Source organism: Vibrio sp. Vb1554 (assembly GCF_033344235.1).
The window spans coordinates 1-13863 of the sequence record NZ_JAWPOJ010000053.1; the positions used below are offsets into that span (position 1 = coordinate 1).

12 protein-coding genes are annotated in these 13863 nt (G+C 43.3%); 7 read left to right on the forward strand and 5 right to left on the reverse strand.

The window, feature by feature from the left end:
- Positions 1-164: 164 nt before the first annotated feature.
- The 5 genes from R8N28_RS22965 (at position 165) to R8N28_RS22985 (ending at position 5831) form a co-directional block, all read left to right on the forward strand.
- Positions 165-635 carry a hypothetical protein gene (locus tag R8N28_RS22965; RefSeq protein WP_262635425.1) on the forward strand — a complete coding sequence of 157 codons (471 nt, stop codon included), beginning with the start codon at positions 165-167 and terminating at the stop codon, positions 633-635.
- A 95-nt stretch (positions 636-730) separates the two neighbouring features.
- Positions 731-1105, forward strand: a complete 375-nt coding sequence (locus tag R8N28_RS22970) for a hypothetical protein (RefSeq protein ID WP_262635424.1) — start codon at positions 731-733, stop codon at positions 1103-1105.
- 70 nt (positions 1106-1175) lie between these two features.
- Complete coding sequence (locus tag R8N28_RS22975; protein ID WP_262635423.1) at positions 1176-1349, forward strand: hypothetical protein; 174 nt, start codon at positions 1176-1178, stop codon at positions 1347-1349.
- A gap of 1133 nt (positions 1350-2482) precedes the next feature.
- A complete protein-coding gene (locus R8N28_RS22980; protein ID WP_262635422.1) occupies positions 2483-5068 on the forward strand; it encodes an ATPase in 2586 nt (861 codons plus the stop codon).
- On the forward strand, positions 5052-5831 hold the full coding sequence (locus R8N28_RS22985; protein WP_262635421.1) for a hypothetical protein: 780 nt from the start codon (positions 5052-5054) through the stop codon (positions 5829-5831). The genes R8N28_RS22980 and R8N28_RS22985 overlap by 17 nt, the downstream gene beginning before the upstream one ends.
- 474 nt (positions 5832-6305) lie before the next feature.
- Here the strand turns inward: R8N28_RS22985 and R8N28_RS22990 are convergent, their stop codons facing one another.
- From R8N28_RS22990 to R8N28_RS23005, 4 genes are all read right to left on the reverse strand, one after another.
- Positions 6306-8336: a DNA polymerase gene (locus tag R8N28_RS22990; protein WP_262635420.1), complete on the reverse strand. Its 2031-nt coding sequence runs from the start codon at positions 8334-8336 to the stop codon at positions 6306-6308.
- A 66-nt stretch (positions 8337-8402) separates the two neighbouring features.
- Positions 8403-10214, reverse strand: coding sequence for a helix-turn-helix transcriptional regulator (locus R8N28_RS22995; protein ID WP_262635419.1), 1812 nt, complete (start codon positions 10212-10214; stop codon positions 8403-8405).
- 2 nt (positions 10215-10216) lie between these two features.
- Entirely contained in the window at positions 10217-10837 is a 621-nt protein-coding gene (locus R8N28_RS23000) for a hypothetical protein (protein WP_262635418.1), read from the reverse strand.
- Positions 10838-10967: 130 nt separating this feature from the next.
- Positions 10968-11798, reverse strand: coding sequence for a hypothetical protein (locus tag R8N28_RS23005; RefSeq protein ID WP_262635417.1), 831 nt, complete (start codon positions 11796-11798; stop codon positions 10968-10970).
- Positions 11799-11945: 147 nt separating this feature from the next.
- Between R8N28_RS23005 and R8N28_RS23010 the strand changes: the two genes are divergently transcribed.
- Both R8N28_RS23010 and R8N28_RS23015 read left to right on the forward strand, forming a co-directional pair.
- Entirely contained in the window at positions 11946-12518 is a 573-nt protein-coding gene (locus tag R8N28_RS23010; protein WP_262635416.1) for a helix-turn-helix domain-containing protein, read from the forward strand.
- Between the two features lie 154 nt (positions 12519-12672).
- Positions 12673-13521, forward strand: coding sequence for a hypothetical protein (locus R8N28_RS23015; RefSeq protein ID WP_262635415.1), 849 nt, complete (start codon positions 12673-12675; stop codon positions 13519-13521).
- Between the two features lie 44 nt (positions 13522-13565).
- On the opposite strand, the gene R8N28_RS23020 is transcribed toward R8N28_RS23015, so the two are convergent.
- On the reverse strand, positions 13566-13772 hold the full coding sequence (locus tag R8N28_RS23020) for a hypothetical protein (protein WP_088900091.1): 207 nt from the start codon (positions 13770-13772) through the stop codon (positions 13566-13568).
- Positions 13773-13863: the final 91 nt, after the last annotated feature.

Sequence of the window (13863 nt, forward strand, 5' to 3'; positions counted from 1 at the left end):
AAACTGTGTTGGAAAGACAGGAACAGTACCGGAAAAAGACAGGATAAATCCCTAGGCGTAACAAGCAGCAAAACGAATTTATATTATTGAATTGTAAGAGCCCTTACTGGATCCGTCCGGTAGGGGCTTTCTTATTTCTAGCTCAATGAAATAAAGGAGTTTCTATGAACCAACCCAAAAACAGCAGGAAGAATGCAGAGGCTGACACATCTAAAGCCACACCAGAAGATAAGCCATTCTCTACCATTCTCAAAACAGGTGAAGCACCCAAACTAGGGGCAAAGGCCCAAGGAATGGTGCTCTACGAGGTTGCTCAAAACAGTGAAGATGATCAACTCTACTTTCGTATTGCCGGACAAAGTGGCGGGGCTGGATTGCATTCAAAGCACTGGGTTCCACTTAACGAACTATTCCAGTTGATCGAATCTCAAGGTGATAACCCGTGGAAAAGTCAGGTCTATAAATCCCTATATCCTTCAGGTTCAGCCAATAACCAAGGTTTTTGCGCCTCAATAGTTAGAGACTTAGGTCTAGCCCAAAAGTCCAAATCATCAATTTATCTTCACGTACTAGGCGACGAATACCAAAAGCTAAAAGCAGAGCTGTTAGCACTCGCAGACAAGAAAACAAAATAACCCTTCCATTTATCGTCGTTGACGTCGTACCGACGACACCGACAGCAATCACTATCAAATTCTTCAATCAGTAAATCTAATAAGGAAATGTAGTAATGAAAAAACTACTAATCAGTGCGTTAGTTCTAGCTAGCTTTGGTGCATCAGCAGGTCTATTTAGTTCGGATATAGATGATGCAATCCAGACAATTAAAGAAGGCAGTCCAGATGGTTGCCCTTACGCCATAGGGGACATGATCGACTCGGCGTTCACCAATGAAACATGGAAATCAGGTAAAACCAAATCGGGGCGAATCTTCGTTGATATTGAAGGTGATGTGAATTTCCGCAATCAAGAGCAGAAAGCATTTATGCAATTCGAAGTTGATGGGGATGAGTTCTGGCTCAATACATTGAAGCTAAATAACCAGTACCAAAGTCAGATGATGACTCGTAGCTTCGCAAATCATCTATGCGATTCAGTTAAGTAAGCTGGGACATTAAATCATTAAGGGCAGTATCGAGAGGTATTGCCCTTTCTACTTCCCAAGGGGAGCAAACATGCAAAGCAAAACCTTTTCACAATCATCATCCCAATCCAAAAAGAACACAGGTATTCGTGCGGCTAAAGTCGGTGCTGCTATTGGGGCTAGGTATGGTCCATATGGGGTACTAATCGGTGGTATAGCTGGCTTCATAATTGGTGTTGTCGCCGACGAGGTTATAGATGACTAAGAGCTAGGCGGGCAGGGGAATAGCCTCTGCCTTTTTGGTAGTTAAAGGGTAAATTGGTATATCGAAGTGGACGCAATGGTTACGCTTGATTTTTTTGAGTTCTAAGTGGCTTATTAACGAACCAGTGGCAGGTCGTGTCTACTGTACCTTGGTCACGGCTTTCGCAGAGCTTCTCCAAATTAATTCTGTCGGATAGGTGACACTCGTTGCCGAGCGCCACCCTCCTAAGAACCGTACGTGCAACTTTTATTGCATACGGATCAAGTCTCCACCAAGGCATCGTTAAAAAACCAGTAATTAAACCGTCATAGAAGTAGAGCGAGCCAAAAAATTTGATCGCTGCACTAGCACTTCGCTTTAATTACCTTTGAGATACGCACTTGAAGCTTTAATACTATTCCAATGGTCTCTCAATAGATGAGGAACTACGGCTTATAGTCAGAAGACGCACTAATTTCATTCGAAGTCATCATTTACTTTCCTTCTTCAAAAAAGATCTTCAAACTCTTTCGTAACGGGAGGCTAGTTAGAAGTCAGCGCGCTTTCGCGCCAGATATCAACATGTATCCACTTGATTACAAAGCGGCATTCGTTTTCTCTAACCTCTTTTACCTGCATACTTATCGGCAACCCTCACAGGCTACTTGATCATAGAGAGATATACAGACATACCCTGCTTCGTATGTCGCGTAAAATGTCAACTTAGATGCGCACTATGGTATGGTGCGTAAAGTGACCACGAAAGAGTAATGTCCAATTTCTTTCCAACTATCGTTGCCTTTTGGGGCTGCAGCGTCTTAACCACTTCCACACAACGCTTCATACGTCTTCAGGCCGCACGGACAATTCTGAGTTGCAAGATTTTCTAAATTAGCAAAAAACAATTCTAATCACAGCCATGTCAGGGGCTATGGAGCCTTTTCAATTGTTGTACTAAAAAATACCTATCCAGTTATTTGTTTGCTTATGATTTATTTACACGTTCGATTTGAATTCCAACGTATATTTACTATCCTCACTTATAAAAGTTAGCGCATATCGCTTCTAACATAGTTTGTTCCCCTGCACGTGTCGTTGGCGTATGAAGCGAAGAGCTATTTCTAACCATTGACCTGATGTGCTCAGGAGGCTATATGTTAACGCTTCATTCACCAGTCTTTTGGGGCATATCTGCCCTGTCTGTTGCCTGCTTTACTACCCCAACCTTTGCCAGAAGCGATGCCGTCGATGAAAATAGCACCGTCTCGCGCCCGTTTTATTCGGTCGAGGCGACTGCTGCGCAATTAGATGACGCGTCCAAGACGTTATACTCTGGTTCTGTGAGTAAAGAATCTGCCTTCATATCACGCTTTGGTGTGCCCATTTACCCTACAGAGTATGTTGTTGACTTTCCCCGGGAAGGTGTAGTGCTTGGCCAAGGGTGGCAAATGGACAACATGAAAAAGACTCCAGCTACATGTATTCAGTTCTCTGATGGTAGCGTGGGCGGACAGAATGCCACAGTTTCGGCGATTAAGGTGTTCAGTAGTGAACAGTTAAAACGGGAGACTACAACGTCTCTGAATGCCAGCGCTAAGGGGAGTTATGGTGGATTCAGCGCTAGTGCTTCTTATAAATCAAGTCTGGCTAAAAAATCAAACGTGGAGAGCAGTTTCGATACCCGTCTATTGAAGGCAGAGGTGATTGACGGGGTTGACTTTGTTCAACCTAGGAGTTCAAGCGATGAAGCAAGCGGAGATATAAGGCTATCGCAGTTTGCTTTAGGGTTATTGGAAGACGATAAAGGTTCACTACAGAAATTTAGGGAATATTGTGGTGATGTTTTCGTATCGGCGATAGAACGTGGCGCTGAGATGTATGTTGTATCAAACCAGTCCAACTATTCGGCTTTTAAGTCTGTCGCTGCACAGAAGTCAGCATCGGTTGGAGGGAGTTATTTAGGTAGTGGTGGGAGTGTAGAGGGAAGTTCTTCATCGCTCAGTAGTGCATTGAATGTCAGTAAAAATTCAGAATTTAATTACTACCACAGTGCCCATCGAGGACTCTATATTCCTTCGTCTATTGAGGAAGTATCACAAGCTCTACGTATACTTGGCGATTCTTCAGATCAAAACAAGAGCTTTCCCTTCCGGGTCCAGTTAACGTCATATACCGAATTGCCTGACTTTAATAAAGCGATAAATGAACTTAAAGTGCCAATGGTAGATCGATTGTACGTTTATAAAGGGCGCTTAGAATCAGTTAAGAGGGTACTCAAGCATGTATTGGGTTACACGTTGATGACCCAAAAAACAGGGGAAAATAGCACCCAAGAAGAGTGTAGCCCCCAGAACGCTAAATCTTGTGTGCGTCGTGCCAACTTGGTCATATATTACGTTGGCCATGTTAACCCCGATATCAATTTAGATGTTGATACAACCTGGGGTAATTCAGAACAGGTTGATGCAGCTCGGTTACGTTATGCAAATTTGCTATCGGCTGTCGAAAAGGAGATAGCTATTGTCCAGAAAGAGATTAATAACTGTTTTGGTGCTGATGCCACCAATGGTCAATGTATTGCGAGATTTGACGGGAAATATAATGATTATTTCTATTTGGCCTTGCTCCCCTTACCTAAGATCGTTCAACTCTATATTAGTCAGGATGATAAAGCGAATTTAGACCAGTTAAAACAGCGGTTGGCTAAGCTGCGAAATGACTATAAAGAGGAGACTGGACGCACATACCGTAAATACAAAACATGCCGTACTCTTGGGATAAAATGGAAAGACAAAAACTTGTGTGGGTATGACTATGTTACACAACGTTGCCCAGATTACCCGCACGGCGCACATTGTTTGAAGATAAAAGACAAAGAAAAAGCGGTCGAGAGGGATATATCACTTTATGAAACTTCAGCCGTTTTTGCCAATTTAGCAGAAGCGCGTTTTGATTATTACATAGGGACAAGGATGAATTATCGGTCTGACGTAGGGGCAATAGATGTGGCCCTTAGTGAGCGAGAGATCCAGTACCTAAAGGACAATATCGCTTGTGAATTAAATCCTGATGGAAATGGTTGCGACCAAGTTGAACCAATATATGACAGAATCGTCAAAAACGGTGAACGTCTCCGGTTTGTCTATGTGTATGACGAAGAAGCGAAAAATCAAAAGCTATTGGGCTATTCAGAATCCGCCTTGGAAGATATTAGGGCAAACACGAAACAAATGGGTGATTTGCTACAAAAAGCAATTAATGAAGGTAATTTAATCCCCGATCCCAGTATCGCTCCCAAGTCGAACCTTGATGATATCAATCCCCACGTGAAAGAGTTGAAAAAGCTGAGCGATGAAAAATTAGAGGATTTGATACGAAACCAAAAGTCGCTCTCATCATCTGATATAACAGTAAGTGATCTTGCCGATAAGATTTTGACGAAAGAAAATCTGGAAACATACCGACATCTTGAAAAGGTGAATGAAGAATTGATGGTGCTTGCTGAAAGGCTGAAAGCATATATTCAAGATCCTAAGTCAGTGATGGAGTTGGGGGGAAGGGCTCCATCAGGTGTAATTGCGACTCCTGAGATGTTTTCTGGAAACGAAGCGCTATTCACTATGCCTGATGGTATTCAGCCATTTGGTAGGGATAAAGGTGAGCAAAAGTATGCCGTTGAGCCACTGTTTCCTTTGATATCTCTTGAAGAGGATTTCAAATTGTATGTTCAAAGTTATTAGTGCTGCCGTACTTGCCCTGATCGGTGGTATGGCATCGGCTCAGTCATCACTGGAAGATTTGATCCTGATAAAGCCAAACACTTTTACTGGGCAAATGAATCGGGTGTCTTGCCAGTCCCATATATTGGCCTTTGCATTGGTTTATGAAGGATACAGCAATAAGCGCCTTATGGCTTTCAGAAATGATCCCTCGGTGTTGTCGAAAGCGTTTAACCACGAAGTCAGCCGTTTGGAAGCTAAGATAAGAAGAGAAATAAAAGCAATTAAGAGGGGGAGTAACAGTACCCGAGCCGAATGGGAGCATGCAGTCAGCAAAGTGACGAATAAAAAATACCGATTACGAGGAACACATACCAAACTGGATGGTTTCAGGTATGATATGTCTCCTAAACGGTTTAATGCATTTATTTTTAGTCACTTTTCGCGCGGAGCTTGCACCTCGGCTAATATAGAGAGTTGTATTATCAATTTTTCGCCGCTTGGTCGACCGCCAATGTTAATTACTAGTATCACATTCATAGAGCATCAAAAGGCACAGCAGTTTTACCCTGCACATGTGATCGGGATTGTCGGGGTCAAGAAGAACCTTAGTCCGTTATCTCATCGCCCGGAAATTTTAACCATAAACACATTTGCGAAGTTTGGAAAATTGATGTGTCCTCAATGGGATGGTGTCATTGGCTGGGTGCAAGAATATAGCTTAAAAAGTATGTCTAACCTTGGGTTGTATTATCCTGTAAACTGGGTGGAGAGAGTGCCATAATTTGTTTTTTTTGGGGCGCCTTTCAATTAGCTTAAGCCGGATATGTACCCAGAATTGATCTCAACTGAGTTTTCTAAAACGTAGCCACAGGCGCTAGTAAAACGCTGTGGTTGTTGTTCATATTTTCATTAGATAGAGACGTGCTTTATGCGTCAATATATTTGACAGAATAATAATCAGCAATTGTCGATACTGCCTCTAATGGATATTTACTACCAAGACAATAGCGAATCGAATCATACCGGCTCATAGACACAGTGATACATTACTAATATTGTGTTTACTTGATACTACGAGAAGTCGCAATTTAAACCCTGCTGACTTGGAATGGGTTACAAGTGAGCTAGAGCTTTGATGCCACTATGATAACTAGCTAAGTAAGTTTGATTTACCCACTAGTCATGATTTGAGAACCAAAAGAAGTGGACACAAAACCTTAATAATAAATCTGTTAGGCTTTAAGTCCAGTTCTGGTCATTTAGCTAGCCACACATCGAGAGTGTTCGGATCTCCATCTTTGGTCCAACAATCTGGTTGGCTTATGTTGATATCGGCTCTTATCTTCAACTGCGGGTACATTTCCTGCACCACTTGGGTCATGATCTGTGCAGTTAACTGGCTGACTTCGCTCAGGTGTTCTTTAGGCACTTCGAAAACAAAGGCATCGTGCATCGCAACGATCAATTTGGCGTTGTAACTTTTATACAATTGATGAAGTCGATTTCCGGCTGTTTTGAACAAGGCTGTTGCTGTACCTTGTACTGGCATGTTCACCATCCAGTTTTTCTCAGTGTGGCCGCGCTTAGCATCCAATTGGCGGTATCGGTGCAATCCCGTTGCAGTGCTTACATGACCTCGCAGAGCGCCATACTGGGGCATTTTCTTAATGGCTTTTTGCAGTTCGGGAAACATCGATAGAAATTTATCCATCAGTTCCGTGGCCTTGTTGACACTGATATTGAGTTTTTTCGCTATTCCGAAGCTAGTGATACCGTAAATTAGGCCAAGGGTGCATTGTTTCATGATGGCTCTTTTCTCAGGGTATTTTTCTTTGAAGGCCGACGAATCGCAGTTGTAGTATTCTGATTCTAACTCATCACAAAAGAACTCTTGCGCCATGGCTGTGTAAAGATCGCCTTGGTTATACATCTTGACTAAGTTTGAGTCGCCATACACGCCAGCAGCAATCGCTACCTCAATTTGTGCAAGGTCGACTTCCCCAATCGCGTAACCATCTTGTGCAACCACTAACGGACGAAGGACAGCTGGAAGACCTAAGATATTCGGTGCAACGGTAGCCTGTCGGCCTGTGGCAGCCGTAAGCTGTTTTTGTTCTGGGTGAACCCTTCCGTCAATACCGACAATGCCACGCTGTAAAATGACGTCTTTGTAGACAGAATCGATATGCGTATATTTTGCCAAGAATGCCACCGCTGGGTGTAAAGTATAGTTCTTGCTTAGCATTTCACTTTTAAAACTATAGTCATCCCCATCTTTGAAGTGATGCAGTAATCCGAGTGAAGCAAAAAGCGCTTGTTTTTGATGTTGGTTATTGGGATTTGTCATCCCTAGTTGCACTAGCTCTTGACTGTATAGATTAAGTTTACGCTCGCACGCTTCGAGAATTTGACTGCACTTATCTCTGCATACCTTAAAGCCGTACCACTCGATAGCGGCGTTAGTCACGACCCAAGGCATCTCAATACTGATAAGGTGTTGGTGAATGCCAAACATGATGCATGATTGGCTTTGCGTTAAGTACAACTTCGCCACCGTGATACTGAGCTGTGACGTCTGTTCAATCTGGAAGGCAGAAAAAGACGGGCAGTCTTGCTCAGAGCCCATCAGTAACTTCGCACTGGAAGCGAGGCTATTTTGCACATTGTAACGTTGAGCTGTGTCGGCTAAGCCATAAAACACCGTGTTCTGTTCAGCCAAAGTTTTTTGGATTTGTATCTTTTCGACTGTTGAAACATCTTGAGTGGATTTAGCGTTATTGTGTTGACCAAGATATCTGGCTTTTTCTGCAATGCAGGTATCCCACCAATATCTGGGCTCGTTTAGGCCCAATGACCAAATACAGTGCAGGTCGGGTTTTGCGTCGTGGGTTACGTAGGTCACAGGCAGATCGAAAAGGCTTTGTAGCTTTGGACGAATCGAGGGGCTCGCAACGTTAATAACGAAGGAGTGCAGCACTAGTGAGCGACTTGTGTTCTCCATCAGCGTCATGCTGAGTAAGCGTGGAGTAATGGACGAAATATCATATCTGTCATTGCCGTTCGGTAGCGTGACTACCGGAGTCGAGTAAGTGAATTGAAAGCTGAGACTGACAGCGGATAGCGGTAATTGGTAAGCCAGATCAATCAATTGATCGAACTCGGCTTCATGTTGAATGAACTGAGTTTTCCCGACGGTATGTGACGTATCTTGAGGCAGAATCAAGGCACTCGATGGCGGGGCTGTTTTCTTTTTTAGATGCGCTTGGGTTCCAGGTAATAATTCCATTGCATGACCTTTTAAGTTGTAAGGAAAGCATTTCTGACCATGCCTTCCTTGCTGAGTTTGTGTTGGTTATCCGGCCTTATGGCGTCGAACGGTTCGAGTACTGATCCCTAGAGTTGAAGCAATCTCTTGCTGCTTAAACCCGTCGGCTATCATCTGATTGATCTGCTCTGACAGGGTTGTTGACGTTCTGGCTTGCTTGCTTTTTAAACCGAAGTGCTTTCGCAGTTGCTCTAGGTTGCTGTACTCATGGTCGTAACCCGACTTTGGCGCATCGTTATTTTGAAAAGTGATGATTTCACGCGATTTTGTAAATGGGCGCACGCGTCCAATGGCTTGGATGACAACCCCCATTTCTAATGTTTGCAGCATTGGGTTTACGACTTTGGCGACATCAGAGTAGCGATACTTTTGATCTGTGATGACGCCATGACGCCGACGAGGGTTGTCAGTGGTTGCAATCGCCACGTCTATGCGCTCGTCCTCGGCTCGCAGCTCCTGAATTGCGTTGTTGAGTATGTCTTGGGTTACGTAATAGCTGTTTAGGCAGTAGCAGCAATCGAACTCTTCGAATTGATTAATACCGATGACACCGTAATGGATCATGGGTACTAAGGTCATATCGTCACACTCTGCATAATCGCTTGCGGGAACCACACGAACGTCCTGAACTCCTTCCTCTGCCAGATATTGATTGAGCACGGAAACGCAGTGGTCGACGTGTTTCTGTTTAGAGACCAACAATACGCGCTTCCCTTTTCTCACTCGTTGGAGCGTCAATTGGGCGAAGGTATCTAGGATTTGCGGTGAGTTTTTCTTAAAGTTTGTCGCAGTCCCAATTGAGGATGCGATATTGTGCCAGACCGTCGATTCCCCCCGAAACTCAATGTGAGAATACGGGCTGTAAAAATCCATCCCGAGTTTCAGTTTCAGTATGTCCGGGTAGGTGGTGCCGCTGTATAGCACTGTGTCGAATCCCGCATTGACCGGCGGCGCAGGGAAGTGAATTGAACCATCTGCTAATTTTTCGCGTGATTCTGCCTCAGATGCTCCGAAGATTTGGAGGTCATACAGAATATTGATGAAACGATCGGCAAACATGCGATCGCCAATACTGGTGATTTGAGTCATCTGATCTGGAAAAATTGCAGGGCAGCGCCACGCTGAAATATCGCGCAGTTCCTCCGTTGAGGCCTGTCGTAAACATTCCAGATAGTGCGTTAGAGCGCCTTTTACATAGTCTGATAGACGACTCTCCTGCACGGCTTCTAGGGTTTGTTCAATCGATATGGGCGATATGGTTCGACTGTAATGGTTTAGGCTTACGTTAGCTTCATCGAAAATGACTAAGGCATTGCTTGCTTTAGCCATCGTTACGATGTGTTGGATGAAGTAGGGGTTACGCACGAAGTGTGATTGAGTTGCATATACGATTTTCGCCTCATCCAAATTCTTACCGTATTGGTCGGGCCAAAAACACTTATCCTTATTTGGACACAGGGCACAAATGTGCTTTTTGCCCAGCAGACCTAAGTTTCTACGTTCGTAGTCTTTCCAACTCAGATCGCGAGTTTCACCACACTGCTTGCTGGGGCGAGGTTGTATGTTGACAACTTTAATATCAGCAGGAGGGCTTTGAAGGGACTTTCTTTCTTCAAGTATTTTTCGAGTCGGCGCTGAGACAATCACGCAGTCATATGCGTTCGACTCCAATGCCAAAGTGGTTAACTGATCCAGTTGGTACGACTTGCCAACGCCCACCATCCAGTCGTTGAGAACATAGTGGTGTTGCGTCAGCATCTCAAGCATAGCCTGAGCACTATTATTAAAACGAAATTCAGCGAGGCTTTCGGCCCCGCTGATGATGACTGGACTAACCACAATCAAGCCACACCTTTGAAGCGTAGGCGTCTCTCGACCTCTGGGATCTCTCGCAGTTCGTCGTCGGTCAGAATACGGTAGATATCAGACAAGCGTACTTCGCCAGAGTCGAACGCGTCGGAAAACGCAGTAATTTTATCTTGATCGATAGTGGCGTACTCGGGTAGGGCAGTTGCATGAACATCATAATTGAAGCCATTTTTCTCAATTGACACGAGTTGACCGCCTTTGGTGACATAGGGCTTGAGCTGCGGAAACAAGGATTTTGGCTTCTCGGATGGTGGAACCGCCAGCACCTTCACCTCTCCCTCAATGTGATCGTAGACGGGAAATAGGTAACGGCTATCTAATTTAATTTGAGCGCGGCACATCGGGCAGTCGGGTCCATTGCACTGAAGGTATCCATGACCATTCACGTAGTGAAAGAATACTTTCTCTGCCGTGGGCGTAAAGAAGGTCAGCTCTGCGGACGAATTCTTTAAATCAACAGCCTGAAGTGCCAGAGGTGCAAAGTTAGGTTGGTTACTTGAATCGCCGTTAGGAAAATCGTTGAAATTCACCATAGAGTTGCGGCCATGTGTTTCGTAGTTTGCCGAAGTATGTGTGTTGTTTGAGTAGTTCATCATATGCTCCAAAATTTATTCTTAATTCAGCAGCCAATATATTGGCTGCTGAATTTGAGGTGTAAGAAGGCCGTCACCGAGAGGCTCGGCTAGTCAAAAATCAAAGTAAAAAAGTGGTGTTGCTAAAGGGTTAGTGTTTTTCGACGGTTTTAATTGCTTCAGAGAGTTGCTCAGCAGCTAGCTTGTATCCCCACGAAGATTTACTTTTTAAACGCTCTTCGAATTCATCAGTAATATCATCCAAGTTATCGATGTGGCCGATTTGATTCTCTACTTCCATGGCTGCTTCAAGAAACTCAGCGAAACGATATTCTCGATTTTTACAAGAGTGTTGTTTCGCTTTATTTGTGAACGTGACGATCAGTGCTTTTGAACTAAATGACATAAGGCTGTCTCCTTTAAGGTCGTTGGTTAAGGCGAGTTTTGTATCGAATTTGAATGGTTCTCCACTTGCGAAGTCTTCCCAATCGAAGCACTCACTAGCCAGTGAAAAGGTTGCTGCACAGAAGCTCTCAATAGCTTCCGGGTGGAAGAAATCAAGCTCTTTACAGCGATAGCCCACGGATAAGTAAACAGAGAGGGGAATAGTTTGCTGTAAGCTAAGTTTGTATCGACAGGTGGATTCAAGTATCTGGTTTCTCTCCACCTGCAGAGATGTATCTACAGTGAGGTTATCTTTGTTTCGTTTAATAGTGTTAGAAATGAAATCTAGTTTTTTATCGAAAAAGAATTCAACGGGATCTTTGTAGTATTTAGCCGTGTTTTTCGACACTACGGCAGCGGGGATACCGCCTCCATCGCTATATTCAGTATCAATATTTTCTAGAAACTGCCCGGCGTAACGAGGCGGAAGAGTTTCTGGGTTATAGGCTAGATTTGCCACTGCGATACCAATATTACGACCATGCTCAATGGCCTCTGCTTTCTCTTTAGATGTCAGTCTTAGCTTTTGGATGTCCATATTTTACTCTCTTTTGGTTTGGTTATTGCTATACTGGATTTTCTAGTATGGCAATAATGCACTCATTAATGTTCGTCTGTCAATGGTTTTTACTAGTTAATTGAGTTTAGTTATTGGTATACTGTAATTCCTGAGGTGGAGATTGACATGAACGTAAAAAAAGAAAAACAAACAAGCATTATGACCTTGGTTGCGGAGGCGCTTAGTGACCTACGTAACTATGGAAATGAGTTTGTGCGCTCTTGTGGTGATTTTGATAAAGCGAAGAAAACTGGTGTTAAGCAGGAAGATGTAGCTGCTGAGTTGGATATGAAAAAGGCTGCTTACTCACAGTTAGAAAATGGTGCAATGCCGATTAATGCTTACCACTTGAATCAGATTTGTGAGCACTTCAAGATGCCTTTAGGTGATGTTTTTGCCTATGTCGATCACAAGAAAAAAGAATGTGAAGAAGCGAATATCCGTGTAGTTAGCAAGAAACTGGACTGGCAATTTGATCACTTCCGCTGGAATAAGCGAGTGGATGAACGAGCGACAACGCTTTACAACCAGCGTATTCGTGAGAAGAAAAAAGAAGGTCTGTTTAAGCTGATGAAAGATGAACACATTAATGCTTTAAAAGCTGAAACGTTTAAACAGGCAGAAAAGGAACTACGGGCTAAGTATCTCACCGACGAAGACTATAGCTTGCAGCACTTTGATCGCAGTAAAGATGAGTAGGTACGTATTTTGTTGCTGACTATTGGCCAGTCACGAATTTTGGTAAAGATGCGCAGGTATTTCTAATGAAAAGAAATAAGTTGATTCGAATACCGTACTTGGGTTTTACCGTCGATAAGCTTGCTGTCACTACTTAGCATTTACAGGATTTTATATGCAGACGAACAGCAAGTTAACCTCAAGTGCCCAGGCTTGTCTTGATTGGCTTAAAAAAGACTTAGAGTACAATCAGGAGAAAAACATTTGGGGAAGCCTGACTCCGTTGTACGAAAGAGCTATCGAACGTTCTGGTGAACTTAATGACTTTTTTGAAGATGTTCACCGTCAGCTTGATGATCGCCAAAAGAGACTGATACTCGAAGTTTTGGTTGATGCGAACTTTTTCTGGCATCCAAATCAAGCGGCCAAAATAAGGTCTGACTACCAGACGTTTATTGAGTCTAATCAAGATATCTTTGATGCAGCGAGAACGCTTGCCTCGCTTTTAGAAGAAAGAATGGAGTTTAGTGAAGGCTCTCGTTGGTATTCACATGTTGATACTGATTTACCTGATATTCTAGATGCTTCCAGCCAACATCATTCTCGTTTCAATTCATTTCTGCGAGAGTCATTTAACTCCCTTTTATCTTTTGATTCGAGATATTGGCCGACGACAGTAGACTTCATTGAAGAACTTAGAAATAGGTTTTTTGACGCTGAAGTCGAAACATCGGAGGCTCCGTTGCACTTGTTAGTTAATCAAAGGAGAGCTTCTGATCTTGATATTCTGATTTTGTTTTTTTCTGATTTGCAGACCAGAAAAACGGGCATTGATGGCTTACCCAAGTCGTTTAAGCTGAGGGATTCATCGGTAGCATCAGCAATTAATATTGGGTTAAACCTGCCGCCCGAGGACCTTTTTACAGCAGAAAAAGTTAAAGTTGGTCGACAGAACTTACGTAAGAAAGGATGGGACGTTTGGGGACAAAGATACGAGTTCGCAGTGTCTAATCTTTGTATGTAATGTACAGGATCGTCGTCGAGGTTAATCGACGACTTATCTGATGTTTAATCGAGTTTATCCTTATTACGCTCTATTGCTTTGTCTAGTTCCTCGTGTGTAAGTCTAGTTTTATCAAGCTGCTTTTTGGTTTTGTCGCCAATGTCCTTTAACTTTTGTCGATTTTCTTCGGTTTGGCGTTTGTTGTTACGTTTTAGTCGATTGTTGAGCTCATGGTCTTCTGAGAAGTTAACGAGCTTTTTATCTTTTGGCATAGGTACTCCCAGATTTTATGTGTTCTGATTAATAATTATGCTACCTGTGTTATATTGAGGGTGTGAGGTGGGCCACAACATTAGGCATCAC

Excerpts from the sequence above, each read along its gene's own strand:
- R8N28_RS23015 (WP_262635415.1), top strand. The coding sequence starts at position 12,673 with ATGCAGACGAACAGCAAGTTAACCTCAAGTGCCCAGGCTTGTCTTGAT.
- R8N28_RS22985 (WP_262635421.1), top strand. The coding sequence starts at position 5,052 with ATGTTCAAAGTTATTAGTGCTGCCGTACTTGCCCTGATCGGTGGTATG.
- R8N28_RS22975 (WP_262635423.1), top strand. The coding sequence starts at position 1,176 with ATGCAAAGCAAAACCTTTTCACAATCATCATCCCAATCCAAAAAGAAC.
- R8N28_RS22965 (WP_262635425.1), top strand. The coding sequence starts at position 165 with ATGAACCAACCCAAAAACAGCAGGAAGAATGCAGAGGCTGACACATCT.
- R8N28_RS23020 (WP_088900091.1), bottom strand. The coding sequence starts at position 13,772 with ATGCCAAAAGATAAAAAGCTCGTTAACTTCTCAGAAGACCATGAGCTC.
- R8N28_RS22990 (WP_262635420.1), bottom strand. The coding sequence starts at position 8,336 with ATGGAATTATTACCTGGAACCCAAGCGCATCTAAAAAAGAAAACAGCC.
- R8N28_RS23010 (WP_262635416.1), top strand. The coding sequence starts at position 11,946 with ATGAACGTAAAAAAAGAAAAACAAACAAGCATTATGACCTTGGTTGCG.
- R8N28_RS22970 (WP_262635424.1), top strand. The coding sequence starts at position 731 with ATGAAAAAACTACTAATCAGTGCGTTAGTTCTAGCTAGCTTTGGTGCA.
- R8N28_RS23000 (WP_262635418.1), bottom strand. The coding sequence starts at position 10,837 with ATGAACTACTCAAACAACACACATACTTCGGCAAACTACGAAACACAT.
- R8N28_RS23005 (WP_262635417.1), bottom strand. The coding sequence starts at position 11,798 with ATGGACATCCAAAAGCTAAGACTGACATCTAAAGAGAAAGCAGAGGCC.
- R8N28_RS22980 (WP_262635422.1), top strand. The coding sequence starts at position 2,483 with ATGTTAACGCTTCATTCACCAGTCTTTTGGGGCATATCTGCCCTGTCT.